The 23,729-nt window shown below is 63.6% G+C and carries 33 protein-coding genes and 1 tRNA gene; 28 read left to right on the forward strand and 6 right to left on the reverse strand.

Annotated elements, in window-relative coordinates:
• Positions 1-427: 427 nt before the first annotated feature.
• Together hisH and MCUHO_RS03055 are read right to left on the reverse strand one after the other, a co-directional pair.
• Positions 428-1,036, reverse strand: coding sequence for an imidazole glycerol phosphate synthase subunit HisH (gene hisH, locus MCUHO_RS03050; protein WP_067073239.1), 609 nt, complete (start codon positions 1,034-1,036; stop codon positions 428-430).
• Complete coding sequence (locus tag MCUHO_RS03055) at positions 1,011-2,420, reverse strand: phosphoadenosine phosphosulfate reductase domain-containing protein (protein ID WP_067073241.1); 1,410 nt, start codon at positions 2,418-2,420, stop codon at positions 1,011-1,013. Before MCUHO_RS03055 ends, hisH begins: the two co-directional genes overlap by 26 nt.
• A gap of 413 nt (positions 2,421-2,833) precedes the next feature.
• Between MCUHO_RS03055 and MCUHO_RS03060 the strand changes: the two genes are divergently transcribed.
• On the forward strand, positions 2,834-3,154 hold the full coding sequence (locus MCUHO_RS03060) for a hypothetical protein (protein WP_153019994.1): 321 nt from the start codon (positions 2,834-2,836) through the stop codon (positions 3,152-3,154).
• A gap of 347 nt (positions 3,155-3,501) precedes the next feature.
• On the opposite strand, the gene MCUHO_RS03065 is transcribed toward MCUHO_RS03060, so the two are convergent.
• A complete protein-coding gene (locus MCUHO_RS03065) occupies positions 3,502-5,013 on the reverse strand; it encodes a TrkH family potassium uptake protein (RefSeq protein WP_067074425.1) in 1,512 nt (503 codons plus the stop codon).
• A 325-nt stretch (positions 5,014-5,338) separates the two neighbouring features.
• Here MCUHO_RS03065 and MCUHO_RS03070 point away from each other — a divergent pair, with 325 nt between their 5' ends.
• The 9 genes from MCUHO_RS03070 to MCUHO_RS03105 all read left to right on the forward strand — a co-directional run bounded on the left by MCUHO_RS03070 (position 5,339) and on the right by MCUHO_RS03105 (position 9,915).
• A complete protein-coding gene (locus MCUHO_RS03070) occupies positions 5,339-7,600 on the forward strand; it encodes a PAS domain-containing protein (protein ID WP_067073245.1) in 2,262 nt (753 codons plus the stop codon).
• Between the two features lie 141 nt (positions 7,601-7,741).
• Positions 7,742-7,906 carry a hypothetical protein gene (locus MCUHO_RS03075; RefSeq protein WP_235808142.1) on the forward strand — a complete coding sequence of 55 codons (165 nt, stop codon included), beginning with the start codon at positions 7,742-7,744 and terminating at the stop codon, positions 7,904-7,906.
• A gap of 115 nt (positions 7,907-8,021) precedes the next feature.
• Positions 8,022-8,186, forward strand: coding sequence for a nucleotidyltransferase family protein (locus MCUHO_RS12580; RefSeq protein ID WP_235808172.1), 165 nt, complete (start codon positions 8,022-8,024; stop codon positions 8,184-8,186).
• On the forward strand, positions 8,170-8,346 hold the full coding sequence (locus tag MCUHO_RS12290; RefSeq protein WP_235808143.1) for a HepT-like ribonuclease domain-containing protein: 177 nt from the start codon (positions 8,170-8,172) through the stop codon (positions 8,344-8,346). The genes MCUHO_RS12580 and MCUHO_RS12290 overlap by 17 nt, the downstream gene beginning before the upstream one ends.
• 69 nt (positions 8,347-8,415) lie before the next feature.
• Positions 8,416-8,733, forward strand: a complete 318-nt coding sequence (mntA, locus tag MCUHO_RS03085; RefSeq protein ID WP_048063764.1) for a type VII toxin-antitoxin system MntA family adenylyltransferase antitoxin — start codon at positions 8,416-8,418, stop codon at positions 8,731-8,733.
• A gap of 23 nt (positions 8,734-8,756) precedes the next feature.
• Entirely contained in the window at positions 8,757-9,023 is a 267-nt protein-coding gene (locus MCUHO_RS03090) for a HepT-like ribonuclease domain-containing protein (protein ID WP_235808173.1), read from the forward strand.
• 36 nt (positions 9,024-9,059) lie between these two features.
• Entirely contained in the window at positions 9,060-9,242 is a 183-nt protein-coding gene (locus MCUHO_RS03095) for a hypothetical protein (RefSeq protein WP_011844008.1), read from the forward strand.
• A 160-nt stretch (positions 9,243-9,402) separates the two neighbouring features.
• Complete coding sequence (locus tag MCUHO_RS03100; protein WP_048063766.1) at positions 9,403-9,588, forward strand: Rossmann-fold NAD(P)-binding domain-containing protein; 186 nt, start codon at positions 9,403-9,405, stop codon at positions 9,586-9,588.
• Positions 9,589-9,612: 24 nt separating this feature from the next.
• On the forward strand, positions 9,613-9,915 hold the full coding sequence (locus MCUHO_RS03105) for a nucleotidyltransferase family protein (RefSeq protein ID WP_067073253.1): 303 nt from the start codon (positions 9,613-9,615) through the stop codon (positions 9,913-9,915).
• 88 nt (positions 9,916-10,003) lie between these two features.
• Here the strand turns inward: MCUHO_RS03105 and MCUHO_RS03110 are convergent.
• Positions 10,004-10,088 (reverse strand) — tRNA-Leu (locus MCUHO_RS03110).
• Positions 10,089-10,425: 337 nt separating this feature from the next.
• On the opposite strand from MCUHO_RS03110, the gene MCUHO_RS03115 reads away from it, so the two are divergent.
• The 18 genes from MCUHO_RS03115 to MCUHO_RS03200 are packed head-to-tail and all read left to right on the forward strand — an operon-like array spanning position 10,426 to position 21,292.
• Entirely contained in the window at positions 10,426-10,911 is a 486-nt protein-coding gene (locus MCUHO_RS03115) for a hypothetical protein (protein WP_011844014.1), read from the forward strand.
• Positions 10,908-11,150, forward strand: a complete 243-nt coding sequence (locus MCUHO_RS03120) for a DUF2109 domain-containing protein (RefSeq protein ID WP_067073255.1) — start codon at positions 10,908-10,910, stop codon at positions 11,148-11,150. Before MCUHO_RS03115 ends, MCUHO_RS03120 begins: the two co-directional genes overlap by 4 nt.
• The gene (locus MCUHO_RS03125) at positions 11,143-11,379 is read left to right on the forward strand and encodes a DUF2108 domain-containing protein (protein WP_067073257.1); all 237 of its coding nucleotides are present in this window, start codon (positions 11,143-11,145) and stop codon (positions 11,377-11,379) included. Before MCUHO_RS03120 ends, MCUHO_RS03125 begins: the two co-directional genes overlap by 8 nt.
• Positions 11,369-11,608, forward strand: coding sequence for an EhaE family protein (locus MCUHO_RS03130; protein ID WP_067073259.1), 240 nt, complete (start codon positions 11,369-11,371; stop codon positions 11,606-11,608). Before MCUHO_RS03125 ends, MCUHO_RS03130 begins: the two co-directional genes overlap by 11 nt.
• Positions 11,605-12,069 carry a DUF2106 family protein gene (locus MCUHO_RS03135; RefSeq protein ID WP_067073273.1) on the forward strand — a complete coding sequence of 155 codons (465 nt, stop codon included), beginning with the start codon at positions 11,605-11,607 and terminating at the stop codon, positions 12,067-12,069. The genes MCUHO_RS03130 and MCUHO_RS03135 overlap by 4 nt, the downstream gene beginning before the upstream one ends.
• Positions 12,069-12,671 (forward strand): EhaG family protein, encoded by a 603-nt coding sequence (locus MCUHO_RS03140; protein WP_067073275.1) that lies wholly within the window; start codon positions 12,069-12,071, stop codon positions 12,669-12,671. The genes MCUHO_RS03135 and MCUHO_RS03140 overlap by 1 nt, the downstream gene beginning before the upstream one ends.
• Entirely contained in the window at positions 12,664-13,332 is a 669-nt protein-coding gene (locus MCUHO_RS03145; protein ID WP_067073277.1) for a hypothetical protein, read from the forward strand. The genes MCUHO_RS03140 and MCUHO_RS03145 overlap by 8 nt, the downstream gene beginning before the upstream one ends.
• 5 nt (positions 13,333-13,337) lie before the next feature.
• Positions 13,338-13,541 carry a hypothetical protein gene (locus MCUHO_RS03150; protein ID WP_067074429.1) on the forward strand — a complete coding sequence of 68 codons (204 nt, stop codon included), beginning with the start codon at positions 13,338-13,340 and terminating at the stop codon, positions 13,539-13,541.
• Between the two features lies 1 nt (position 13,542).
• A complete protein-coding gene (locus MCUHO_RS03155; protein ID WP_067073279.1) occupies positions 13,543-14,388 on the forward strand; it encodes a respiratory chain complex I subunit 1 family protein in 846 nt (281 codons plus the stop codon).
• Entirely contained in the window at positions 14,385-14,636 is a 252-nt protein-coding gene (locus MCUHO_RS03160; protein WP_067073282.1) for a hypothetical protein, read from the forward strand. The genes MCUHO_RS03155 and MCUHO_RS03160 overlap by 4 nt, the downstream gene beginning before the upstream one ends.
• A complete protein-coding gene (locus MCUHO_RS03165; RefSeq protein WP_067073283.1) occupies positions 14,633-15,016 on the forward strand; it encodes a DUF1959 family protein in 384 nt (127 codons plus the stop codon). Before MCUHO_RS03160 ends, MCUHO_RS03165 begins: the two co-directional genes overlap by 4 nt.
• Positions 15,013-15,468 carry an NADH-quinone oxidoreductase subunit B family protein gene (locus MCUHO_RS03170; protein ID WP_067073284.1) on the forward strand — a complete coding sequence of 152 codons (456 nt, stop codon included), beginning with the start codon at positions 15,013-15,015 and terminating at the stop codon, positions 15,466-15,468. The genes MCUHO_RS03165 and MCUHO_RS03170 overlap by 4 nt, the downstream gene beginning before the upstream one ends.
• Positions 15,465-16,553 (forward strand): hydrogenase large subunit, encoded by a 1,089-nt coding sequence (locus MCUHO_RS03175; RefSeq protein ID WP_067073287.1) that lies wholly within the window; start codon positions 15,465-15,467, stop codon positions 16,551-16,553. The genes MCUHO_RS03170 and MCUHO_RS03175 overlap by 4 nt, the downstream gene beginning before the upstream one ends.
• 4 nt (positions 16,554-16,557) lie before the next feature.
• Positions 16,558-17,166, forward strand: a complete 609-nt coding sequence (locus tag MCUHO_RS03180; RefSeq protein ID WP_067073289.1) for a 4Fe-4S binding protein — start codon at positions 16,558-16,560, stop codon at positions 17,164-17,166.
• Complete coding sequence (locus MCUHO_RS03185) at positions 17,163-17,552, forward strand: molybdopterin dinucleotide binding domain-containing protein (protein WP_067073291.1); 390 nt, start codon at positions 17,163-17,165, stop codon at positions 17,550-17,552. Before MCUHO_RS03180 ends, MCUHO_RS03185 begins: the two co-directional genes overlap by 4 nt.
• Complete coding sequence (locus tag MCUHO_RS03190) at positions 17,542-18,831, forward strand: formylmethanofuran dehydrogenase subunit B (protein WP_067073292.1); 1,290 nt, start codon at positions 17,542-17,544, stop codon at positions 18,829-18,831. Before MCUHO_RS03185 ends, MCUHO_RS03190 begins: the two co-directional genes overlap by 11 nt.
• Positions 18,828-20,528, forward strand: coding sequence for a formylmethanofuran dehydrogenase subunit A (locus MCUHO_RS03195; protein WP_067073294.1), 1,701 nt, complete (start codon positions 18,828-18,830; stop codon positions 20,526-20,528). The genes MCUHO_RS03190 and MCUHO_RS03195 overlap by 4 nt, the downstream gene beginning before the upstream one ends.
• Positions 20,525-21,292, forward strand: a complete 768-nt coding sequence (locus MCUHO_RS03200) for a formylmethanofuran dehydrogenase subunit C (protein ID WP_067073297.1) — start codon at positions 20,525-20,527, stop codon at positions 21,290-21,292. The genes MCUHO_RS03195 and MCUHO_RS03200 overlap by 4 nt, the downstream gene beginning before the upstream one ends.
• 153 nt (positions 21,293-21,445) lie before the next feature.
• Here MCUHO_RS03200 and MCUHO_RS03205 read toward each other — a convergent pair whose 3' ends face one another.
• Both MCUHO_RS03205 and MCUHO_RS03210 read right to left on the reverse strand, forming a co-directional pair.
• Positions 21,446-21,712: a DUF1922 domain-containing protein gene (locus MCUHO_RS03205; RefSeq protein ID WP_067073299.1), complete on the reverse strand. Its 267-nt coding sequence runs from the start codon at positions 21,710-21,712 to the stop codon at positions 21,446-21,448.
• Between the two features lie 382 nt (positions 21,713-22,094).
• Positions 22,095-23,633: an FAD-dependent oxidoreductase gene (locus MCUHO_RS03210; protein ID WP_067073300.1), complete on the reverse strand. Its 1,539-nt coding sequence runs from the start codon at positions 23,631-23,633 to the stop codon at positions 22,095-22,097.
• Positions 23,634-23,729: the final 96 nt, after the last annotated feature.

The raw sequence follows: 23,729 nt of genomic DNA on the forward strand, positions 1-23,729 counted from the left end.
TTTCGTGCGGATATCGCCACGCACTGCCCCCGCCCCCTGGGGCGGGGAACGACTGCCGGGAGCGGAGCGGACGGCGGGAGTTTGAGCACCGCAGGTGCAGAGGAGGGGGCCGGAGGCCGGGCGGGGTGGGGGTTACACGTCAACTTATGGGGTGGGGACAGGGGAGGGGGGAGTATCCCCCCTCCCCGCGAGCCGCCTCCCCAAATGGCGATAGCCACCTGAAAGCCGTGTTAGCGATGCGATCTCCACAGCAAACCTAAGATTATCAAACCTTGGCCCCCCCGTTCGCTGCACCACTCCCTCAAAAAACGCACCGCCCCAAAGGACTAAGAAACCGGGAGCCAGGCCCCCCTCGCTCGAAGAATTTTGTTCTTCTCACGCTCCCGGCGCGAAGGCCTTCGGCCGGTCGCGTTCAGGAGGTCTCAACTCAGCAGATCCGCTCGATAAAATTCTCAAGAATCTTCAGCCCCACCGCCCCGCTCTTCTCGGGGTGGAACTGGACGCCGTAGGTGAGCCCGTTATTGACCGCCGAGGCGAAGGGGTGGACGTAGGTGGTGCTCGCGATGGTGTTCGCCGGTGCGGCCGCCGCGTAGTAGGAGTGGACGAAGTAGACGTACTCCTCCTCGTGGAGCCCGTCAAAGAGCGGGATCCCGGGATCGATAGTGATGGTGTTCCAGCCCATGTGGGGAACCTTCTCCCCGGCGGCCGGGACGAACCTTTTGACGTCGCCCGCAACAAGGCCGAGCCCCCGGTGGATGCCGTGTTCCTCGCTTCTGTCCATGAGCATCTGCATCCCGAGACAGATCCCGAGGAGCGGCGTCTCGTTCGCGGCGGAAAGGACGGTTTCTGCAAGATCGCCGAGCATCTCCATCCCGTCCCGGAACGCCCCTACGCCGGGGAGGACGATCCCGTCGGCGGACGCTATCGCCTCCGGATCGGCCGTGATCGTCGGCGCCGCTCCCGCCCGCTCGAGGCCGCGGAGCACGCTTCGCAGGTTGCCGAGGCCGTAATCAATTATAACTATCTTCTTCTTCATCCGCGTCTCCCCGTTTCCTCCAGAGTCCGCGCTCGATCCAGTCGTCGGGAAGCCCCCGCTCCTCCTGCCACCGGGCGAGCCTTCGATACCACATCTCCAGGAGTCCGGGGTGGGACTCCCCGATGATTGCAAACGTCGCAAGGTCGCTCGAGGGGCACATGAAACACCCGATGCGGTCGAGCCCCCGCTCGTAGAGGGGGTTGTAGGGCGCCTTCTCGCGGAAGATGTAGAGCCAGACGTGCATCGCCGTCCACTGCTGGATGGGGGCCGCCGAGAGTTGCTGCGGGACATAGGAGTTCTTCCAGACCCGCCTGCTCTGCATCCGCTTCACCGACTCGTACTTCCGCTGCCCTATGAACGAGAGGCATTCTCCCCAGTTCTCGTCGATCAGGCGGCCGACAGGGTGGAGTTTGCAGACCTTGCAGCACCAGCGGTTGTCGACGGCCGGCGGGCCGTTCTCCTCGAACGTCTTCCAGAAGGTCTCGTCGTCGCAGATCTTCAAGACTTCGAGCCCGTAACGTTCCGCCACCGCGTCCACGTTCTCGCAGGTCTCGGGGAACTCGAGCCCCGTGTCCGCAAAGAGGAGCGGCACCGGCCCGAGCGCTTTTAAGACGACGAGCAGGGTCGCGAGGCTGTCCTTGCCGCCGGAGTAGGAGACCGTGGGCCTCTCTGGGTTCTGTTCCGCGACCTCGCGGACGAACCGGATGCTTTTCGACTCGTAGTCCGCGAGAGCCGGTTCGTTGGCCCTGACGGCATCTTCCCACGTCGCTTCGCCGGGAACACAGACCGACTTGACGTTCTTTCGCGTCCTGACGACGACTCCGCGCTCCATCGTCCCGGCGGTTGCGGCATCGACCTTCGCCCTTCCGACGCCGACGCACTCGCCGGCCTTCGTCAGGATGAAGACCTCGTCGCCTTCGGCGACGGCGGGGTCGATCGAGACGAGGCCCGGTGCGAGGACGCTTGCCCCGGACTCGAGGATGGAGGGGATCGCGCCGTCGTCGACGACGACGTAGCGCTTCGTCGGCTTCAGGTACTTCGCGGCGGCCGGGCGTGGGAGGGGTTCCCAGCGGTGCTCGTCGGGGAAGTAGCGGACCGCGCCGACGACCGCCCCGCCGAGGACGATCTCGTCCATCCGGTCGTCGGCGGGAACCTTGTTCAGGAGCGCGATGTGGCCCTCCGGTACCAGCGCCGCTCCGAAGTGCTCGCGGAATATGCGGTTGATCCGCTCGATGTCGTCGGGGAACGCGGGCCGGGCGTCTCCCGGCGGCGTGACGGCTACCGGACGGGTGGGGGCGCCGCATGCGCAGACCCCGGAGAGCACGGGAGCATGGCAGGCGTCGCACCAGCGAAGCAAGATCTTGCCGAGGTAAATGCGGGCCATTCTTATATTCGTTGGGGCGAAACGAATAAAAGTCTTGGTGTATTCTACATCTTTCCCGCAGTACTCTCTCTGACGGCGGTTTTGCCCGGCGAGAGGGTCGCCCCTCCCTGCCGGTGGTTCACCCCGCCGCACCGGCCGCCGGAACCCGGGTTGAGTAGCCCGATTCGCGTGAATCGGGTTCTTTGGGCGTGGTGGAAGGGGCGGGGCAAACTATTAAATACAACTAGTTTCTCATAGTATTGTCATGTTCAATCATGTAGAATTGTGGCCGCCGGTCATCTTTCGGCGCTTCAGCAATTCTACACAGGCAGATGGGGAGAACCCGGACCTACCCGGGTCTCCCGTCATGACAATCGAGAGTATGCCCCTGTCCGGAACCGTAACCACCGGGCGGGGGATGTGGGGTGAAGAAGATGCATGAGAGCAGGGGTGCAAAGATGGTATCGATGCGAGTTGCAGGAAGAACGCTCCGAAAGACCGAGATACTCGGGCTGTTCATCTTCGGACTCATGGCGGTCGTCATGCTTGCGGTCGGCGCAGCGCTCTTCTGCGACTGGCTTGCCGAGCCCGGCTCGGCGCCCGCAGGGACGCCGGCCGATATCGGTCCGTTACCCGGAGGCTTCGCGATTGCCGGCGCGATCCCGGTCGTGCCCCTCGTGATCGGCGTCCAGGTGGTGGGGGCGCTCACGCTCGTCGTACTCTACATGCTCTCCAGTGCCGGGCGCGAAGCATAGGGCGCTCCGGTGCGATCCCCTCTCCCGCTGCAGCCCGGATGCCGGGAAAAACTCCCTTATTTTGTTCTGATTCCGTGTAACACGGCGGACTGTCCGTAATATTTATATCCCGACCGGATGACATCAGATCTATCCCACCTCGGGAGGGAGGTGTGTCATCCATGGCAAAGGACAAGAAGTCCCAGGATAAGAAGCAGGAGAAGAAGGCGGAGAAGGTTCAGGACAAGGCTAAGAAGAACTGAACCACCTGCATACTCTATTCCTTTTTTTCCTTGATTACACTGCTCGGTCTCCTCCCCCCGCTATTGCGAACGCCTGAGGAGGCGGACTGCACGGAACCCCGCGGTCTACAGCCTCCGCGCCGCCCCGAAGACCAGGGCGAGGACCGGCACGATCTCGAGCCTCCCCGCCCACATCACGATGATGAAGAGCCACTTCGCCGCGGGGCAGATCGCGGGGTTGACGAACCCGGTGCTGAGCCCGACGCTGGATGCGGCGGAGACGACCTCGAAGATGATCTCGGCGGAGTCGAAGCCCCCCTGCGGCGCGAGGTGGAGCAGGAGGAGGGTGGCAATGGCGACCATCAGGACGAAGAGGACGACGACGAGCATGCTCTTCGAGACCTCGTATTCCGGGAGGTGTTCGAGGATCGGCCGGCCGTCGTGCCGGAGTGGGGTGATCGCCCGCCAGCCGGTATGGAGCCTCTTAAACCACCACCGGAGCATCTCGAGGGCGAGGATGACCCGGCCGAGTTTGATGCCGCCGGCGGTGCTTCCGGCCGATCCGCCGACGAGCATCAGCGCGGCGAGGACCATCACCGTCGAGCCGTACCAGGTTTTAGGGTCGGCGTTCTGGAACCCGGTGCAGGTGATGCCGCTCACGGTCATGAAGAGCCCCTCCCGGAGGGCCTCGGCAGGGGGGAGGGCCGAGACGGTTGCGAGGTCGAGGGTGATGGCGGCGCACCCGGCAATGATGAGAGCGAAGAGGAGGATTGCCTGCCGGTCGGCAAAGAGCTGGAACCTCTTTTTGTAGTAGAGCAGGAAGTAGAGTTTGAACGGCAGCGCCCCGGCGATCATGATCGGGACAAGGAGCATCTCGAGCAGCGGGCTGTCGTAGTAGAGGATGCCGGCCGAATGCACCGCGAACCCGCCGGTCGATATCGTCGTCATGACGATGTTTACGGCGTCCCAGAGGGGGATCCCCGAGAGGAGGACGAGCCCGACGCCGAGGGCGGTGAGCACCAGGTATATCCGCCACATCTCGACGGCCGTGGTCACGACGCTCGGCATGAACGTCTCCGACCGGCCTTCCGAGCGGTAGAGCCGGAACCGGGTCAGGCCGGATCTTCCCGCGAGAGCGATGGTGAACGCGACGATCCCGAGTCCGCCCATCCACTGGGTCAGCGACCGCCAGAAGAGGATCGTCTTCGGCGTGGCGTCGACCGACGGGAGGAGGGAGAACCCCGTGCCCGTCCAGCCCGACATCGCCTCGAAGACGCTGTCGGTGTAGGGGAGGTTGAGGCCGAACGTGTAGGGGAGTGCGCCGATAAGGGCGGCGGCAAGCCAGATCAGGGCGACCGCCGAGAGGGCGACGGAGAGGCGTGCTTCTCCCTCCACCTTCGGGACGCCGGCAAGCCATACACCGACGATGCCGAATCCCGCCGGCGCCGAGGCCATGGGGAGAAGGATGCCCTCTTCGCCGTACCAGAGGGCGACCAGGAACGGTGAGCAGGAGACCAGCGCGATGAAGAGGAATATGAGCCCGATGTCGGGAGCTATGATCGCGAACTGGCTGTGTGCCGCCGGCAATGCCTTTCTGCCGGGATGCTCCGGGAAGAAGTGGTTTTTGCGATGGTGCATTCTCGCACCCGGTGCGGGGTTCTCCCGCCGCATCACGGAGGTACGCGTATCGGTTATCTACATTGTGGTCGTCTACCGCGGTTGTACTCCACCCGCGCTCAACCCCCGGTTAAGGATTGCGATGCCAACCCCTTTTATCTGATTAAAAATATATTGATGTCTGCATTGTTCGTCCCGGCGGTTGACGGTTCGACGGCTCGTACCCGCGCCGTGCCCATCGAACCCCCCGGCGAAGCCGAAGAAACCTGCAACCGATCGGAGTGCGCCGGGCGGGCACGAAAAGCGGGGAGGTACCTGGATGCCGGAAGAGCTTCTGGGGTGATATATGGAGAAACTGCGAGACGAATTACCGGGGAACCTTCTGGAGATACTGCAGGAAGCCGCTTCTGTCCTCGATTGCCGGTCGCGGGAGAGGCTGGCGGCGGGGATCGAGACCCTGCTCGGCGAAAACCACGATCTGGCCGTCCGTGCCGCCCGCGCAGAGCTGGAGCGCGATGCCCTTCTTGCCGCCGTCGGCAGGCAGGGGATCGTCTACGACGCCGGCGGCGGGGTGGTCGCGGCGGGCCCGGGCGAGGAGGATCGAATTGCCCGGGCGCTCCTCGGGAGGCTGGACGTATCGCTCGGGTACCCCGGCGGCGAACCGGTTCCTCCCGGCGAACTCCCCGGGCACCGGGCGCTCAGGGGAGAGAGGCTTGCATCCTGCCGCTACACCATCCACGATCCCGGCGGGGAAGATCTTCATGCCGTCGTATCCGCCTCGCCGATCATCATGGACGGGGCCGTCTCCGGCGCCACTGTCACCTGGCAGGACGTCACCGGAGAGGAGCAGGCATGCCGCCGCCTCGCGGAGGCGAACACCCTGCTCGAGGGGCTCTTCGAGAACCTCGGCGATATCGTCGGCGTCCAGCGGCCGGACAGGACGATCCTGCGCTACAATCGCGCCGGCTACGAGATGCTCGGGATGACGCCGGAGGAGGTGGCGGGGCGGAAGTGCTACGACCTCCTCGGGAGGACGTCGCCCTGCACGGTCTGTGCGACGGAGCTTGCGGTCGCGAGCAGGAAGCGGGAGGTCGTGGAGAAGTTCGTGCCCGAACTCGGGCGGTACCTGGAGTGCCGCTCAAGCCCGATCCTGGATGAGAAGGGCGAGGTGGCGTTCATCGTCGAGCAGCTCTACGACATCACCGACCGGAGGCGTGCCGAGGACGAACTCCGGGAGAGCGAGGCGACGGCCCGGGCGCTCCTGAACGCCCCGAGCGAGATGATCGTCCTCCTCGACAGGGATGGCAGGCTCCTCGACACCAACGAGATGACGACACGGCGGTTTGCGCGCAGCCGGGAGGATCTCATCGGCCGGAACATACTCCAGTTCTTCGCGCCGGATGCGGCGGCGGTGTACGCGGCACGCCTCAGGGATGTCGTCGCGTCGGGCCGGCCTGCACGGTTCGAGGACGCATGGGATGGGCGGCTGTACGACGTCGTCCTCTACCCGGCCGCCGACGAGCAGGGCAACGTCATCCGGGTTGCGGCGGTTGCACGGGACGTCACCGGGAAGAAGCGGGGGGAGGATGCCCTGCGGAGGCGGACGCACGACCTGAACGAGCGGGTGAAGGAACTCTCGATCCTGTATGAGATATCCCGGATCATCGAACGGCGATCGGAGCCTTCGCTCAACGAGGTCTTCCGTGAAGTCGTCCGGGTTCTCCCCTCCGGCTGGGAGTACCCGGAGGATACCGTCGCGAGGATCACGGTGCACGGGCATCGGTTTGCGACGGAACGCTTCGCGGAGACGCCCTGGCGGCAGGTATCTCCTGTCGTCGTCCGCGGGGAGACGGTCGGGATGGTGGAGGTCTGTTACCTCCACGAGAGGCCGGAGAGGGACGAAGGCCCGTTCCTCGCCGAAGAGCGGGCGCTGCTCGATATCGTTGCCGGACGGCTCGGAAGCATGATTGAGCGGTTCCAGGCATGGGACTCCCTCGAGAAGAGCGAGTCGCAGTTCCGGGAGATCATGCAGCAGAGTTTCGATATGATCTACACCTGCTACAACGAGGGCGGGATCGCCTACATCTCCCCGGCGGTGAACCGCATCCTCGGCTACACGCCCGATGAGATCATCGGCAGGAGGTGCCGGGACTTCGTCGTCCCCGGGTCGCTCCCCGCCTGGGAGGAGGGGCGAACGAAGATTGCCCGGGGCGAGCCGGTCGAGGGGCTCGAGATTGAGTTCCACCGGAAAGACGGATCGGTGGCCTGCCTCGAACTGAACGAGTCGCCGATCGTCCGCGACCGGTCGGTGATCGGGGTGCACGTGGTCGGCAGGGACGTCACCGAGCGGAAACAGAACGAACAACTCCGGCAGCACGCGTTCGATCAGATCGAGCGGAACATCGAGCAGTTCGCGATCCTCGGCGACCATATCCGCCAGCCGCTCCAGGTGATCCTGGGCATGACCGAGCTGATCGACGAAGAGGCGGCTACGGGGAAGATCCGTGAGCAGGTCGACCGGATCAACGGCTACGTCCGGGACCTCGACCGGGGCTGGATCGAGTCGAGGCAGGTTCGGGAGTTTCTGCGGAAGCACGAGCTGGCGTGAGGGGGGATTCTCCCCGAGCCTCCCGGCCGTTGCGATATGTTTCAGCCGGACGGCGCCCTGCACTCTCCCGGCACAACCCTGCGACCGGCAACCCCGGGGGAAAAGCGTTATCCTGATGAGCGGGTAACAGGAGTATAATACATGCTTACGGCTGACGGCATCCTCGGTGCGCTGGCGGAACACCGTGAACGGATCAGGAGCCTGGGCGTCCGGCGGATCGGGGTCTTCGGATCGTTTGCCCTGGGCGAAACGACGCTCTGGAATGCGATGGGCCGAAGGGTGCGACGGACAACGTCCGGAGCTTGAGAAGACGCGAAGCGTCTTCGAGTCCGGAGCATGAGCACCGTCAGGTGCGAAAGAGCGGAGTTCGAGAAACCGAAGGTTTCGAGCAGAGCGCGAAGAGAGCGATATCGATATTCTCATCGAGTTCAAGGAAGGAGGACGTTCTTTTGACACATACATGGACATCAGGTTCTTCCTCGAAGATCTCTTCGGGAGAAAAGTCGACCTCGTCGACCGCGATGCCATAAAACCGGCTCTCGCACCACATATCCTCAGAAGTGTTCGGTATGTCCCGGGAATATAACCTCTATCTCCACGATATCCTTGAGGCTATCAGGAGAATTGACCGATACACCCGGGGAATGGACTACGAGGAGTTCCTGGCGGACGACCTGGTACAGGACGGAGTGATCCGGAACCTCATGGTCTCCCCCGGAGAGCCGCTTTGCCCCTCAAAAGACTGATACGGGTGAGCGTCATACTAACCAGTATAGATACGGGTGGGCAGAGTGGCAGGACGCACATTAACCAGGATGGCACGCGAGACTATCATCGCGATACTCACCCGAAACGATGCCGAGTGGATCGCGGTCTTCGGCTCCTATGCGCGGGGATCCGCCAACCCGTCGAGCGATATCGATATCCTGGTCAGGTTCGCCCGCAAAAAAAGCCTTTTTTCGCTTGTCCGGATCGAGGACGAGCTTGCCCGGGCTCTGTGCATGAAGGTGGATCTCGTCACCGAGAACGCCGTGAGCCCGTACCTTGCCGATGCAATCTACCGTGACGCCGTGGTGATCTATGACGCCGGAGGACTTCCGCATATCTTCACCACATCCTTGATGCCATACTGAGCATCGAGGAGTTCTCCGAAGGCATCGGATCGGCGGAGGATCTCCGGAACCGCCGGCTGGAGCGTGCCGGGATCGAGCGCATGCTGACCATCATCGGCGAGGCGGCAAAGATGGCATCGCCGGAGTTGCGCAGGGAGTACCCGGAGATCCCCTGGAGGGAGGCTGCGGGGATGCGGGATAAGATCGTCCACCATTACTTCGGCGTGGATTACGAAGCGGTGTTCCTGACCCTGCGCGATGATCTTCCGGTCCTTAAGCGAGAAATCCAGTCGATTCTTAACGAAGCCTAACGTTAGTTACGCTGTTTCTCACCCCGTCGTGACCGCATGGTCGCCCTCGTCGAGAAGATGCTCGACCTGAACAGGCGCCTCGCGGCGGCGAAGGCCCCGCATGAGAAGGAGGTGCTCGCCGGGATGATCTATGCGACCGACCGGCAGATCGATAGGCTGGTGTATGAGTTGTACGGGCTCATGGAGGAGGAGATCGCGGTTGTGGAGGGGGCGGCCTGATGCAGGAGCCAGTCCTCCTGCATGAGGAAGTTGGCGCAGGGCTTCACCACGATCGCCACGCATCCATCCATCACCCGTACCGGCCGCATCAATCCCCGCACACAGGAGCGAAGAACCTTTAATTTTCCCGGCGGCAATAGTGATCCATGGAGTGGGGACAATGCCGGTAGAAGTCGACGGAAGACTGATCGACGACACGACAATCCAGCTCGACCGACCCCTGAAACCCGGGGAAGAGCGAGTGGTAGTCAGGTTGAGGAAACACCCTAAAAAAATGACAAAACTCTATGCTCCTGAAGAATACATCCTGAAACTGGCCGAGAAAGACCTCGAAGAATTGTACTGATACATATATCGGAGATGATACGGCATGCTTACGGCTGACGGCATTCTCGGTGCGCTGGCGGAACACCGCGAACGGATCAGGAGCCTGGGCGTTCGGCGGATCGGGGTCTTCGGGTCGTTTGCCCGGGACGAGGGGCATGAAGAGAGCGATATCGATATTCTCATCGAGTTCAAGGAAGGAGGACGTTCTTTTGACACATACATGGACATCAAGTTCTTCCTCGAAGATCTCTTCGGGAGAAAAGTCGACCTCGTCGGCCGCGATGCCATAAAACCGGCTCTCGCACCGCATATCCTCCGGAGCGTTCGGTATGTCCCGGGAATATAACCTCTATCCACGTATGACCGATCCCGTCCTTACCAGGGACGCGCTCCCCCAAAGAAGTGCAGAAAAGAGGTTCAACCCGACGTCAGGATGCGGGGGAAGGGATTCGAACCCTTGAACTCCTTCAAGACTGGACCCTAAATCCAGCGCCTTTGACCTGGCTCGGCAACCCCCGCGTGCATATATGTCGGCGCCGGGAGCATTATATTTGTTCCCCGGCGGCCGGGGGTCGCCGGTGCCCTGCGCTCCGGGTGTCCCGGTACCTGCCTTTCGCAGACTCCCGGCACCCGGAGATCCGGCAGCTATCCGGTATCTGCGGCGCGCAACGGCTCCGGGACGGGCGTGGAAAATTATATTGTTTGCAAAATATAATATATCTTATACAAAATTAACCCGGGGGAGTATTGTGCCCGGGGTGCTCCACCGATGCATTCCGGCTAAATCATGCCCGAAATGGTAACAACAAAACCTTTATTGAATTGATCGACCGTATTTTCCAGTAGTTGAGTGATAATGCTGGGTGAGATCCTCCATATCCTGGCGGCGGCCGCTGTCAGCTGGATTCTCTTCGTTACCGTCGATATTCTCTTCAAATTGCCGGAAGCGGGGGGCGTCAGCGGAGCGTCGGCTATCGCGCGGGATATCGAGGCCGGCGGCGGCGCTCTCGCCGGCGGCACCATGATGGGGAACATCGTCTGCTCCCCCGACGCCTCGGCCGGGACGCTCCTTGCCGCATGCGGCGTCTACGTCGCCGGCATCCCCGGCGGGCTCGTCGCGGCCGCGCTCGTCTTCATCGGCAACCGCATCTGCCACGACCCCGGCTATGCCGGAACCACCGGCGCAGTCCTCGCCACGTTCGTCGTCTACGGCTTCACGCTGGTCGGATTCGCCGCGACGGACTTCATCGCAGGGATGGTCATCGCCATCCTCACCATCCAGGGGCTCTCCCACGCCCATGCGAGCCGGCTCCTTGCACGGCTCTGGAGGGTCAGAGAGTGATCGCGATCTACATCGTCGCCGCGATTGCGCTCTTTGCCGTCATCAGGGCCACCGTCGAGAAGAACACCGGGAGAAAGCTCCCCTACGTCAACGTCATGAACTTCGCCGTCGCCGGGACGATCGTCCTGCTCCTCGACCACCCGCTCGCCCTCGTCGCGGCCGCGGCCTACTTCGTCGGCTCGACGCTCGAGTCGAACGCCATCGCGAGCACCTACGCGGGGGGTGAGCGTCGTGGATGACCTTCTCGTCCTCCTCTTCGCGGCCGTGGCGGTCATCGGGGCGGTGAGCGCCTACCTCCAGCGGGACCGCTTCGGCAAGCTGATCGCCGTCGGTATCGTCTTCGGCGGCATCGCGCCGTTCATCGCCGCCCGCGGCTACCTGGACGTCCTCATCGCCGTCAGCCTGATCGTCCCCATCACCACGATCATCATGCTGCTCGTCTGCAGGAGGGATCCCCGTGACGCCTGAGTTCGTCCTCGGCTGCATCATCCTCATCATCGGGGTGATCGCCGCCGGGTTCCCGCGCGAGAAGACCTACCTCTCACGGCTGATCAACCTCGAGATCCCCGCGTTCGGGCTCCTCCTGATCATGCTCGCCTACGACGAGATGCTCGCCCTGCTGACGTTCATCGGGGTCACGGCGATCTCGACCTTCGTCCTCGTCCGGGCCATCGAGCGCAAGGAGGCAGCAGAATGACGCCGAACCGGTCGATCATCACCCGGATATCGGCGATAATCTCACGGGTCGAGAACCTCACCTCGCTCTATGCACTCCTCGCGATCGTCGTCGTCGCGCTCGGCCTCGTCACCCTGCCGTTCATCGCCTACCACGACGACCAGCTCTACCCGAAAGTCCTCGATCCCGAGAGCACCCTCCACCCCTACGACCGGGGCGGGGTACCGTTCGGGACGACTCCCGTCAAGGCGCAGTATCCCGAGAACTCGCCCTACGCCGGTTACGTGACGGCCTACCTGACCCCGTTCAGCCAGTGGCTCGCCGATACCACCCACCATATGGGAACGACGATCGTCGCCCACCCCGGCGGCATCATCGACGAGATCCTCTACAACACCCGGGGGCTGGATACCGTCGTCGAGACGAGCATCCTCTTCGTGGCGTTCGGGATCGCAAGTTACCTCTTCAGGAGGGATGACTGATGGATATCGCCTATCCGGTCGGCCTCATCGTCGTCGCGGTCGCGATCATCATCGGGTTTGCCGCCCTCGTCCGGGAGAAGGACGACCTGCACCGGATCCTCCTCACCGACCTCGCGGAGATCCTCGCCCTCGTCCTGATCGCGCTCGTCGCCACCGACCTCGCCGAGGCGCTCATCCTCCCCGGGCTCGTCGTCGGGATATCCGAACTGATGGCCGTCTCGGAGGTCTACATCGCGAAGGAAGGGCTCCGGGCGCCGACGGGGCCGCCGTTCCGGATCGAGGTGATGGACAGCGCTCCGGGCATCCTCGCGCTGATCCTGGTCGCCTACGGCATCGTCCTCTCGGGATTCACCGGCGGAGCGATCGCCGCGGTCGGCGCGGTCTTCTACTTCATGTGCCGGGGGCACGCCGAGCAGTTCGAGTTGATCGAGACCGTGAGCGGCTACGCATGGGCGTTCTGGATAGGAGCGTTCTTCATCTTCATGTTCCTCCCCGCGTACTGGTTCTTTGCAGTGATGATCGCCGGAGGAGCGATCCTCATCAAAGTGATGGCGAAGATGTCCCTTGTCGGGACGATGCGGCGGGGTGGTCCGGATGTTTGATCTCCCCACGGCGAACATCGGCGGGCCGGACCTCTTCGTACTGGAGTTCGGCGACATCGTCGCCTACTTCAGCCCCTACACCGCGGCGCTCTTCGTCTTCGCGCTCATCTTCACGGTTCTCGTCATCGTGAGCCGCCCGGAGCGTCAGGTGGACATCGCGTTCGGCGGCGACGCCTACTACACGAAGGTGGTCGACCCGGACCTCCTGCGGTTCCAGCGGTTCATGGCGATCGCCTGCGGGCTCGCCACGCTCGGGGCGATGGTGACCGGGGACGTCTTCAACTTCACCCTCTTCGCCTCGATGGTGGGGATCACGAACATCGGCATCGTCGCGGCCTACCGGAACCGGCACGTCTTAAACGCCGCGTTCCAGTACGGCATCGTCGCGATGCTCGCCACCGTCCCGCTCTTCGGGGGCGCGGCGATCGTCCTTTCCAGCACCGGCACCCTGAGCATGTGGGAACTCTTCACCGCCGCGGTGACGGTCCCCCTCATCGCGAAGGCGTTCCTGGTTCTCGGCGTCATGGGAGAGGGGATGGCGCCGTTCTACATAGCAAAAGCGGAGATCACGAGAGCGCAGGGAGCGCCGTTCATCCTGATGGTGCACGTCAGCTCGCTCCTCCTCTTCCTGCGCGTAACGGAGATCGTCATATCGATGTGATTGCCATGAAGAAACGGACAGCACTGATTGTCGGGGTTGCCGCGGGCGTTATCGCGACGGCGGCCGGGCTCCTTGCCGCTCTCGGCTACCTCCCGGTCATTGCCGCGGAGATCGTCACGGTCGTCACGTTCCCGGCTTTCGTCATCTTCATCGCACTGTGGTGGAACGCAAAATCCGGAGAAGAAGATATCCCGTTCATAGGATACTGACATGATCGAATACCTGCTCTTTGCCACCTTCATCGGCCTGCTCTTCCACGGCATCCACCGGAAAGTCATCGCGAGAGTCCAGGGACGGCCCGGACCGCCGATCTGGCAGGAGATCCTCCATACCCTGAAGTTCTCCTTCAAACAGACCTGGATCCCGAAGACGGCCAGCCAGACGCTCTTTGTGGGGATCGTCTTCGTCGCCATCGGCATCTGGAGCGGAGCGCTCTTCCTCCTCCTCTCGGGAGGGAGCATCCTGCTCCTCTTTGCGGTCTACCTCCTCCACAAGATCGTGGAGCACGGGATGGGGCTCTCGACGGGTTCGCCCTACACGAAGTTCGGGGCGATCCGGTCGGTCATATCGGCGGCATCGGAGCTCCCGCTTCTCGTCACCGTCATCGCGATCTACTTCTTCACCCGCTCGCTCTCGATCGCGGATATCACGGCCTACCAGGAGGCGAACGGCCCGCTCCTCATCCTCGCGTTCCCGGCGGCCGTGGCGATGTATCTCGTGATCCTCTCCAAGATGCACTACGGCCCGTTCTCGATCATCGAGGCGAAGGAGATCGTGAGCGGGAACATGACCGAGCACTTCGGGGTCTGGCGCGCCGGGCTCGAGGTGGCGTACGCCCTCAAGACCTACGTCCTCCTCTACGCGTTCGTCCTCATCTTCATCGGGGCTCTGCCGCTCTGGCTGACGCTGCTCGCGATGCTCATCGTCCTGGTATCGCTCTCGTTCGTCTGCGCCGTCACCCCCATGCTCTCGCCCTACGACACCGTGACGATACAGACCCTGGTGACGGGCGCGCTCGTCATCTACATCGTCATCCTCGGGGTGGTGATGGGATGAACGTGATGCGGCTCCTGATCACGGCGGGAGCGGCTTTCTACGCCGTGGTGTTCCTCGTCCAGGTCGCCCGGAACGCGAGCGTGGCCGGCCAGGCGCTGGCGGGGGTCGTCCTGCTCGCCGTCGTTGCGGGCCTCACCTGGATGCACGACGAACTCGCCCTGAAACGCTACGAGGTAGCTCTGCTCTGGGTGATGGTGCTCGGGTTCCTCGCCTACGCGGCGGCACACGCACTGGGGGTGCTCGTGTGAAGTACCTCTACGAAAAAGACCTTCGCCAGATGAAGTACAACATCCTGACGAGCACGAGACACGACGAGGCCGTCCGGGCGATCGCAGAGCGCCTCGGGATGAGCGATGCGAAACTCCGGATGGTGCTGATCCGGCGGTTCGACATGTCCCTGCTCGAGAACCTCGAATCCCGGTGGCAGATGGGGCAGCGGCACGCGGCCGACGGCGATCCGGTCGCGGAAGAACTCGGCTACGAACTCTTCACCCGGTTCATCCCCCTCATGGATACAGAGACAATGCAGACGATCTACAGCGACACGACAACAATGACCAGAGAGATGCCCTTTGAAGAGGCGATAGCAAGAGGAAAAGAACGGCTCAGGGAGGCGATCCGCTCATGAGCATCCTTCAGAAGATCAAGAACACCGTCCGTTCGAGGTCGATCCACGTCGCTTACGTCGACGTCGGGTCGTGCAACGGCTGCGACATCGAGGTGCTCGCCTGCCTCGCCCCGCGCTACGACATCGAGCAGTACGGGATCTACGTCCACAACAACCCGCGGGAGGCCGACGTCCTCCTGGTGATCGGCTCCGTCACCCCCCAGTGGGTCGACAAACTCCGCGACATCTGGGATAAGATCCCGGAGCCGAAAGTTGCCGTCGCCATCGGCAACTGCCCCATATCGGGATGTGTCTATGCCCGGAGGGGTACCTTGACGAGCCCGCCCGTCGAGAAGTACATACCGATAGCCGCCCAGGTGCCGGGCTGCCCGCCCCGCCCTACGGAGATCTTGAACGCCATACTCTCGGTCGCACCGCTGATATTCAAGGATTACGAGGAGAAACAGCCATGAAGAAGACTGTCGACGTCTCCATCCCGCTCGGCCCGATGCACCCCTGCTGGAAGGAGCCCGTCCGCCTCAAGTGCGAGACGGCGGGCGAGCGGGTGCTCAAGACCGAGGTCGAACTCGGCTACATGAAGAAGGGGATCGAGCGGATCATGCAGGGCCGCCCCTGGCAGGAGGTGATGTTCCTCGCCGAACGGGTCTGCGGCATCTGCTCGGTCATCCACAACATGGTCTTCATCGAGACGATGGAGGAGATCAGCGATATCGCTGTTCCGCCGCGGGCGGCCTATCTCCGGGTCATCGTGAACGAGCTCGACCGAATGGCAAGCCACATCCTGGCGAACTTCTCCTACTGCTACACGATCGAGCACGAGACGCTCGCGATGTACCTCCTGAATACCCGGGAGACGGTGCTCGACAACCTGGAGCGGATCACGGGTTCGAGGATCAACACCGCCTACATGATCCCGGGCGGCGTCCGGTTCGATCTCCTCCCCGAGGACGCCGCGGCGCTGCTCGCCGACCTCGCGAAGGTGGAGGAGGAGATGAGGCGGCACGTCCGGATCTTCGAGACCGGCCCGCTGATTGCGCTCAGGAGCAAGGGGGTCGGGTATATGAGCCGGGAAGACGCGATCCGCGCCTATACCGTCGGCCCCACCGCCCGGGCGAGCGGTGTCGAGGACTCCGACCTCCGCCTCCGCCACCCGACCTACCGAGAACTCGGGTTTACCCAGATAACCCGGACGGAGGGCGACAACTTCGCCCGGATCATGGTCCGGTTCCAGGAGGTCTTCCAGAGCATCGATCTGATCCGGAAGTGTGTGGAGACCCTCCCCGAAGGCCCCATCCGGGGCGGCGGCCTCTGCAAGGCGGGCGAGGCCTCGTATGCCGGCGAGGCCCCGCGGGGCGAGCTCACCTACACCATCAAGACCGACGAATACGGCCGGGTGGTCGATATCGCCATCCGGACGCCGTCGATCATGAACATCGAGGCCTGTGCCCACTTCATGATCGTGGATGCCGCGTCGATCGCCGACGTGACGTCGACGTTCATCAGCAGCGACCCCTGCATCGCGTGCAACGAGAGGTGAAGAGATGCGATCGTTCATCTACTACCTGCGGGAGTTCCTCCGGCCGGAATGGATCCGGAAGTTCTTCTCGGTAAAGACCGCGCCGCTCGAGACCCCCTCCTACTTCAAGGGCTACCCGACCCGGACGGAGAAGGAGTGCACGCATTGCCTCTCCTGCATGATGATCTGCCCTGCACCCGGAGCGATCGCCGTCCTCCGCAAGAAGGACGGGTGGGAGCCGGAGGTCTACCCCGGCCACTGCATCCGGTGCGGCCTCTGCGTCGAGGCGTGCCCTGAAGGAGTTCTCTCGAGCGGCCGGATCCTCGACGTCACCGACCGCGATAAGACGGCGTTCGCCTCGTGGTATCACCTGGATGTCGACGACAATCTCTGCATGCGGTGCGGGAACTGCTGCGTCTCCTGCCCGGTCAACCGGGAGATCGACCCCCAGCTCGCGGGATCCGGGACGTCCGCGAGCGACGAGGTGATCATGCGGGTCGAGGGCGGCCGGGTGCGGATACTCCATCTGGAGAAGTGTACGGGGTGCAAGACCTGCGAGACCCAGTGCCCGAACCGTGCGATCCGCGTCGCCCGCATGGTGGAAGGGGTGCAATTAGGGGAGGCAGAGGCGTGACCTACCTCATGCTCACCGGACGGACGGTGAACCAGGGCGTGACCGTCGAGAACAAGACCTCCGCCGAATACGCGGCCGAGACCTCGACCTGCTTCATGCACGAGTTCGATATGATGGAACTCGGGCTCGACGACAGGGATACCGTCCGGGTGACCGGGCCCTGCGGCGACGTCGTCATGCGTGCGGTGGCGTCGGTCGAGGTGGAGATGGGCACCGTCTTCGTCCCTTACGGGCCCTACGCGAACCACATCGTCGCCGCCGGCACCCGCTCCACCGGGATGCCGGACTTCAAGTCCCACGTGGTGGAGATCGAACCGACCGACGACGAACCAAAGACCGTTCACGAACTGATGGAAGACCTGGGAGGCCTTGCTTATGATCGTTAAGGACGCGGTCTGCCCATTCTGCGGATGCCTCTGCGACGACATCGAGGTCGAAGTCGAGGAGGGCAGGGTGGTCGCCGTGACGAATGCCTGCGAGCTCGGGACGACGAAGTTCATGGGCGAGAAGAGGATGAAGAACCCGATCCGGCGCGTTGGAGACGAGTGGAAGGATATCACTTACGACGAGGCCATCCAGTACGCCGCCGATATGCTTCTATCCGCCGAACGGCCGCTCCTCTACGGGTGGAGCGGCACCCACGGGGAGGCGCAGTGCGTGGGGGTGCATATGGCCGAACTCATCCGCGGCGTCATCGACAACACCTCCTCGGTCTGCCACGGCCCCTCGATCCTCGCCATCCAGGAGGTCGGGCACCCGGGATGCACGCTCGGGGTGGTGAAGAACCGGGCGGATCTCGTCATCTACTGGGGATCGAACCCGATCGACGCCCATCCCCGCCACCTCTCCCGCTACACCCGCTACGCGGAAGGGTTCTTCCTCGAGAACGCCTTCCGCGACCGGAAGGTGATCGTCGTCGACGTCAGGAAGACCGAGAGCGCGAACATCGCCGACGAGTTCGTCCAGATCAGGCCCGGCGGGGACTATGCGGTTCTCTCGGCGCTCCGGGCGATCGTCCAGGGGAAGGCGGACACGATCCCGCGGACGGTCGCGGGCGTCACCCGCGAGCAGCTTATCCGGGTGGCGAACCTCTGCAAATCCGCGAAGTTCGGGGCGGTCTACTTCGGGCTCGGGCTCACGATGACGCAGGGGAAGTACAAGAACATCAGGAACGCCATCGAACTCGTCTCGGAACTGAGCCGGCACACGAAGTTCACCATCTCGGCGATGCGCGGCCACTACAACGTCTACGGCTCGAACGAAGTGAACACCTGGATGACCGGGTATCCCTTCGGGATCGACTTCTCGCGGGGGATCGCCTTCTACAACCCCGGGGAGACGACGGCGGTGGACATCCTGGCCCGGAAAGAGTGCGACGCGGCGCTGGTCGTCGGGAGCGACCCGGCCGCCCACTTCCCGCGGAAGTGCCTCGAACACCTCGCAGAGATCCCGGTCGTTCAGCTCGACCCCTACCCGAACGCCACCACCGCGTTCTGCAACGTCCAGATCCCGGTCGCGGTGACCGGGATCGACGCGGAAGGAACGGCCTACAGGATGGACGGGGTGCCTATCCGGACGCGGAGAGTCCTCTGGACAGACTACCTCTCCGACGAAGAGGTTCTTGCACGGATGTACGCCCTGATGCAGGAGGCGCAACAGCCATGACGGAGCTCCTGGTGAAGAACGCCTGCGTCATCGATCCGCTCCGCGGGATCAATGGCGAAACGATGGATATCGCCATCCTTGATGGGAAGATCGTCGAGGAGGTGAGCGCTGCCGCAGAGGTGATCGACGCTCACGGGATGCTCACCATGCCGGGAGGGGTCGATTCCCACACCCATATCTGCGGAACGAAGGTGAACTTCGGGCGGTACATGAGCCCGGAGGATATGCGGGCAGGGAGGACGCCCCGCCGGGGGGCGATGCACGCCACGTCCGGCTACAGCGTCCCGACGACCTACGGCAACAGTTACCGCTACAGCGTGATGGGCTATACGACCCTGCTCGAGGGCGCGATGGCACCGCTCGAGGCCCGCCACACCCACGAGGAGTTTACCTACACGCCGCTGCAGGACACGATGGCGAACACCCTCTTCGACGGAAACTGGGGGGTCATGGAGGCGATCCGCGACGGCGACATAAAACGGGTCGCCGCGATCATCGCCTGGACGCTTTCGGCCGTGAAGGGGTTCGCCATCAAACTCACGAACCCCGGCGGTACCGAGGCCTGGCAGTGGGGCAAGAACGTCTCCTGCATCCGCGATCCGGTGCCCTACTTCGAGGTGACGCCCGCGGAGATCATCCGGTCGATGGTGGAGGCGAACGAACTCCTCCACCTCCCGCACTCCGTCCACCTCCACTGCAACAACCTGGGCACCCCGGGGAACTACTCCTGCACGCTCGGGTCGTTCGGCCTCATCCCCGACCTGAACGAAAAGAGGCAGACGCTGTATGCAACCCACGTCCAGTTCCACGCCTACGGCGGGTCGGAGTGGAAGGATTTCTGCTCGAAGAGCGAGCCGATCGCGCGGTTCGTCAACATGCGGCCGCAGATCGTCATGGACATGGGGCAGGTGATGTTCGGCCGGACGACGACGATGACCGCCGACGGGCCGATGGAGTTCAACCTCTACCGCCTCCACCACGAGAAGTGGAGCAACCATGACGTGGAGCTCGAGACGGGGTCGGGGATCATCCCGGTCATGTACCGGCGCAAGAACCTGGTCAACTCGATCATGTGGGCGATCGGCCTCGAGCTCGCGCTCCTCACGGAGAGCCCCTGGCAGTGCCTGCTCACGACGGACAACCCGAACGGTGCGCCGTTCGTCAAGTACCCGGAGATCATCGGCCTCCTGATGAGCAAGCGGTACCGCGACGCCGAGTTCGCGACGATCCATCCCGATACCGAAGCACGGGTGCCCCTCCCGGCAATCGAGCGCGAACTGGACTGGTACGAGATCGCGGTGATGACCCGGGCCGGCGCGGCGAAGGCGCTCGGGATCCAGGATCTCGGGAAAGGGCATCTTGCGCCGGGCGCCGATGCGGACGTCGCCATCTATCCTCTCAAGATAGGCGAGGTCGATCCCTCGGCCGAGTACCAGAAAGTCATCGATGGGTTCAGCAAGACAGAATACACGATCAAGCGGGGCAGGGTCGTTGCCCGGCGGGGCGACTGCCTGGTTCACGGAACCAACGCCACGTTCTGGGTCAAACCAAAGGTTCCGGAGAACTACGATATGGGGAAAGATCCGGACTTCATCGAGAAGTTCGACCGCTACTACACCGTCCGGATGAGCAACTACCCGGTCCAGGAGGAGTACCTGGCCCGGAACCGGTGTATCGAGACGGAGGCGGATCTATGAAGGTCACGCTCGCGATGAAGCCCGCGGCGAAGGGATTTATCCCGATCGAGGCGGAGTCGATCGTCCCGAAGAACTTCCTTGCCGGCACCGATCTCCTGGTCTGGCGGGGGAACCGGGAGCTCCGGCTCGACGAGGTCTTCTCGGTCTCGGTGGAGGGCGAGGCCGATCGGGCGGAGGGCGTCGAGGTCGTCCTCTCGGGAGAGACGTTCCGGTTGAAGAGAGTCGGCGAGTACATGGACGGAGGGAAGATCACCGTCCTCGGCGGCATCGGGATGCACTGCGGCAACTTCATGAGCGGCGGGACGATCGAGATCCACGGGAACGCCGACGGCTGGCTCGGCCGGGAGATGGCGGGAGGAACCATCATCTGCCGGGGCGACGCCGCCGACTACTGCGCCTCGGGATACCGCGGCGGCCGGAAGGGCATGAAGGGGGGCACCGTGGAGGTCTTTGGCCGCGCCGGGGATTTCCTCGCGGAGAGCCTCGCGGGCGGGACGGTGATCGTCCACGGCGATGCCGGGGATATGACCGGGGCGGAGATGCGCGGGGGCACGCTCGTCGTCCACGGGAACTGCAGCCGCCCGGCCGCAAACATGAAAGGGGGCTCCTGCTACGTCTACGGCACCGCACGGGGTATGCTCCCCACCTTCAGAAAGATCGGGACGGTACAGCACGATGGGCGCACGCTTATCCAGTTTGCCGGCGATCTCGCGAACCGCGGGAAAGGAAACCTTTTTGTGAAGGGCTACGAATATCTGGACTGATGGTCAGGCACGAGTGTGGGTTCGAGGCCCCGATCCACTGCAAACGGTGTGGGAGGCCGCTGGAGAGCAACGAGCGCACGGGCCTTTACTGCCCGCACTGCGGAAGAAGAGTGAGTATGCTCTGCCCGGGCTGCGGTCGTCTCTGGTGACCGGTCAGACCCGGCTCTTCACCCACCGGGCATACTGCGCCCTGAGCTGGCGGATGTCCTGTTCCGTGAGATCTTTTTTCCCCGTCTGGTGCAGGTAGGACTCGAGCTGCTCCACGACCCGTTCTGCATCTAAAAAGTCGTCGACGTCCAGGTAGACCGGCGCCCGCTGGACGTTGATCACCTCGCCGCACATCGGACAGAGCCTCCAGCGCTGATAGCGGTCGACGTAGTTGAAGGTTTTGCAGCCCGGACAGCGGATGACGAGGTACATGATTAATGGGAGTTGTGCGGGCGGGCGGATTTATAGTTATCCATCTGGAGTTTTTCTGGCACCGGAGATCAGGTAGCGATGATCCTGTAGAGTGGATGTTGAGAAGGCTGAAGATCTTTGAAAAAACGAAGGCAAGACGTTTTGGTTCTAAAACTTGGGCTCAAACTTTCTTCAGTTGAGTTCCTGACACGGATTTCGAGGGGATATCGCGCCTGGGGGGTGGGGACAGGGGAGGGGGGCTCGCCCCCCTCCCCTGCAACCCCTCCCCGCGTGGCGATAGTCACCACGGTCCACTGCATCGGGATTTTACCTCGCGTCGGCTATTTTTGTCTCTCGCGAATTTCTGCTCTTCGTCCACTGTTCTTCAAGCCTTTCAGCTTTCTCACCCCCCTCGCGGCTTGAGATCCCTCACCGCCGGCCCGTGGATCACCTTCCCGTCGGCATCGAACCGGGAACCGTGGCAGGGGCAGTCCCAGGTCTCTTCGGCGCTGTTCCACGCGGCGACGCACCCGAGGTGGGTGCAGGTGGGGTTGACCGCGTGAACCCGCCCTTTCTCGTCCCGGTAGACGCCGGCCTTCTCTCCCTCGATCATCAGGATCCTTCCCTCGCCGGGTGCGACGTCCGCGAGGTCCCCGGCCGGCCGGGATATCGCGCCGCCGATATACTTCTCGGCGACCTCGATGTTGTGGACGAGGAACCGCCGGGCCGATGCCGCCGGCTTGAACCGGTTGGGGGCGTAGACCTCTGTCCAGGGGTTTGAGCCGCCCCGGATCATCTCCGTGATGATCGTCGCGGCCGCGGTGCCGTTGGTCATCCCCCACTTCCTGAATCCGGTCGCGATGTAGACGTTCTCGTGGCCGTCGGCGAGCCGGCCGATGTAGGGGACGCCGTCGACGGTGATGTAGTCCTGCGCCGACCACCGGTAGTCGACGGACCGGAGCGGGTAGATAGACCGGGCGTAGGCCTCGAGGTCGCGGTAGTATCTCCGCGTGTCCACGTCCTCCCCGGTCCGGTGCCCCATGCCGCCGACGATGACGAGTTCGCCGCCGTCGGCGGGCTGCGACCGCCAGGAGTGGGCGGGGCCTTCGGCGTTGATGAACATCCCCTCGGGGAAGGGCTCGTCGATCCGGACGCCGAGCGCGTAGGAGCGCGACGGCTCCATTCGGGCGAAGTAGAACCCCGGCGCATCGTAGAAGGGGTAGTGGGTCGCGAGAACCACGGTGTCTGCCGTGACGACTCCCGACGTCGTCCTGACCGTGCACCGGCCTCCCCCGTCCTGCACCTCGAGCGCCCGGGTCTTCTCGTAGATCCGGCTCCCGTCGCCGGGGATCAGCGACGCCAGGTGCAGGAGGTACTTCACCGGGTGGAACTGCGCCTGGTTCTCGAGGACGACCGCGCCGTAGCTCCGGGCGGGGAGCGCCATCTCCTCCACGAACGCGGCAGGAAGCCCGAGACTCCGTGCCGCGTCCGCCTCGGCCGCGACCTTCTCCCGGGCCTCTTCCGTCTCCGCGTAGGTATAGGCCGGTTTCTGGATGAAGTCGCAGGCGATGCCGTATTCCCTGACGAGGGACGCTATCGTCTCGATCGCCGCCTGGTTCGCTTCGGCATACTGCTGCGCCGGCCTGCCCCCGAACCGGTCGATGAGCTCCTTGTAGATCAGCCGGTGGAGCGCCGTGACCTTCGCCGTCGTGTGCCCGGTCACCCCGTGACAGATCCGGTTCCCCTCGAGCAGGGTGACCGCGTAACCGGCCCGTTTGAGCAGGACGGCGGTGGTGATCCCGGTGATGCCGCCGCCGATCACCACCACATCGGTCTCCAGGTTCCCCGGCAGCGGGGGATGCGGCGTCTCCGCCGCGGTAGTCTCCATCCAGAACGACCCGTGCCTGCCCGGCAGGCCATATGCACCCGGCCCATGCTCCATACGTCCAGCCTCCTTCTGCCCGCCCGGCCTTCTGTTCAGGCGGCGGCGGGCGGTCAGCATTATGCCGGGAGCATATATAGGTATGGAACGCGCCTC

This window comes from Methanoculleus horonobensis (assembly GCF_001602375.1).
Lineage (GTDB): Archaea > Halobacteriota > Methanomicrobia > Methanomicrobiales > Methanoculleaceae > Methanoculleus > Methanoculleus horonobensis.

Coding starts and splice junctions, on each gene's coding strand:
- hisH (WP_067073239.1), bottom strand. CDS start 1,036: ATGAAGAAGAAGATAGTTATAATTGATTACGGCCTCGGCAACCTGCGA.
- MCUHO_RS03055 (WP_067073241.1), bottom strand. CDS start 2,420: ATGGCCCGCATTTACCTCGGCAAGATCTTGCTTCGCTGGTGCGACGCC.
- MCUHO_RS03060 (WP_153019994.1), top strand. CDS start 2,834: ATGCATGAGAGCAGGGGTGCAAAGATGGTATCGATGCGAGTTGCAGGA.
- MCUHO_RS03065 (WP_067074425.1), bottom strand. CDS start 5,013: ATGCACCATCGCAAAAACCACTTCTTCCCGGAGCATCCCGGCAGAAAG.
- MCUHO_RS03070 (WP_067073245.1), top strand. CDS start 5,339: ATGGAGAAACTGCGAGACGAATTACCGGGGAACCTTCTGGAGATACTG.
- MCUHO_RS03075 (WP_235808142.1), top strand. CDS start 7,742: ATGCTTACGGCTGACGGCATCCTCGGTGCGCTGGCGGAACACCGTGAA.
- MCUHO_RS12290 (WP_235808143.1), top strand. CDS start 8,170: ATGTCCCGGGAATATAACCTCTATCTCCACGATATCCTTGAGGCTATC.
- mntA (WP_048063764.1), top strand. CDS start 8,416: ATGGCACGCGAGACTATCATCGCGATACTCACCCGAAACGATGCCGAG.
- MCUHO_RS03095 (WP_011844008.1), top strand. CDS start 9,060: ATGGTCGCCCTCGTCGAGAAGATGCTCGACCTGAACAGGCGCCTCGCG.
- MCUHO_RS03100 (WP_048063766.1), top strand. CDS start 9,403: ATGCCGGTAGAAGTCGACGGAAGACTGATCGACGACACGACAATCCAG.
- MCUHO_RS03105 (WP_067073253.1), top strand. CDS start 9,613: ATGCTTACGGCTGACGGCATTCTCGGTGCGCTGGCGGAACACCGCGAA.
- MCUHO_RS03115 (WP_011844014.1), top strand. CDS start 10,426: ATGCTGGGTGAGATCCTCCATATCCTGGCGGCGGCCGCTGTCAGCTGG.
- MCUHO_RS03135 (WP_067073273.1), top strand. CDS start 11,605: ATGACGCCGAACCGGTCGATCATCACCCGGATATCGGCGATAATCTCA.
- MCUHO_RS03140 (WP_067073275.1), top strand. CDS start 12,069: ATGGATATCGCCTATCCGGTCGGCCTCATCGTCGTCGCGGTCGCGATC.
- MCUHO_RS03145 (WP_067073277.1), top strand. CDS start 12,664: ATGTTTGATCTCCCCACGGCGAACATCGGCGGGCCGGACCTCTTCGTA.
- MCUHO_RS03150 (WP_067074429.1), top strand. CDS start 13,338: ATGAAGAAACGGACAGCACTGATTGTCGGGGTTGCCGCGGGCGTTATC.
- MCUHO_RS03155 (WP_067073279.1), top strand. CDS start 13,543: ATGATCGAATACCTGCTCTTTGCCACCTTCATCGGCCTGCTCTTCCAC.
- MCUHO_RS03160 (WP_067073282.1), top strand. CDS start 14,385: ATGAACGTGATGCGGCTCCTGATCACGGCGGGAGCGGCTTTCTACGCC.
- MCUHO_RS03170 (WP_067073284.1), top strand. CDS start 15,013: ATGAGCATCCTTCAGAAGATCAAGAACACCGTCCGTTCGAGGTCGATC.
- MCUHO_RS03175 (WP_067073287.1), top strand. CDS start 15,465: ATGAAGAAGACTGTCGACGTCTCCATCCCGCTCGGCCCGATGCACCCC.
- MCUHO_RS03180 (WP_067073289.1), top strand. CDS start 16,558: ATGCGATCGTTCATCTACTACCTGCGGGAGTTCCTCCGGCCGGAATGG.
- MCUHO_RS03190 (WP_067073292.1), top strand. CDS start 17,542: ATGATCGTTAAGGACGCGGTCTGCCCATTCTGCGGATGCCTCTGCGAC.
- MCUHO_RS03195 (WP_067073294.1), top strand. CDS start 18,828: ATGACGGAGCTCCTGGTGAAGAACGCCTGCGTCATCGATCCGCTCCGC.
- MCUHO_RS03200 (WP_067073297.1), top strand. CDS start 20,525: ATGAAGGTCACGCTCGCGATGAAGCCCGCGGCGAAGGGATTTATCCCG.
- MCUHO_RS03205 (WP_067073299.1), bottom strand. CDS start 21,712: ATGTACCTCGTCATCCGCTGTCCGGGCTGCAAAACCTTCAACTACGTC.
- MCUHO_RS03210 (WP_067073300.1), bottom strand. CDS start 23,633: ATGGAGCATGGGCCGGGTGCATATGGCCTGCCGGGCAGGCACGGGTCG.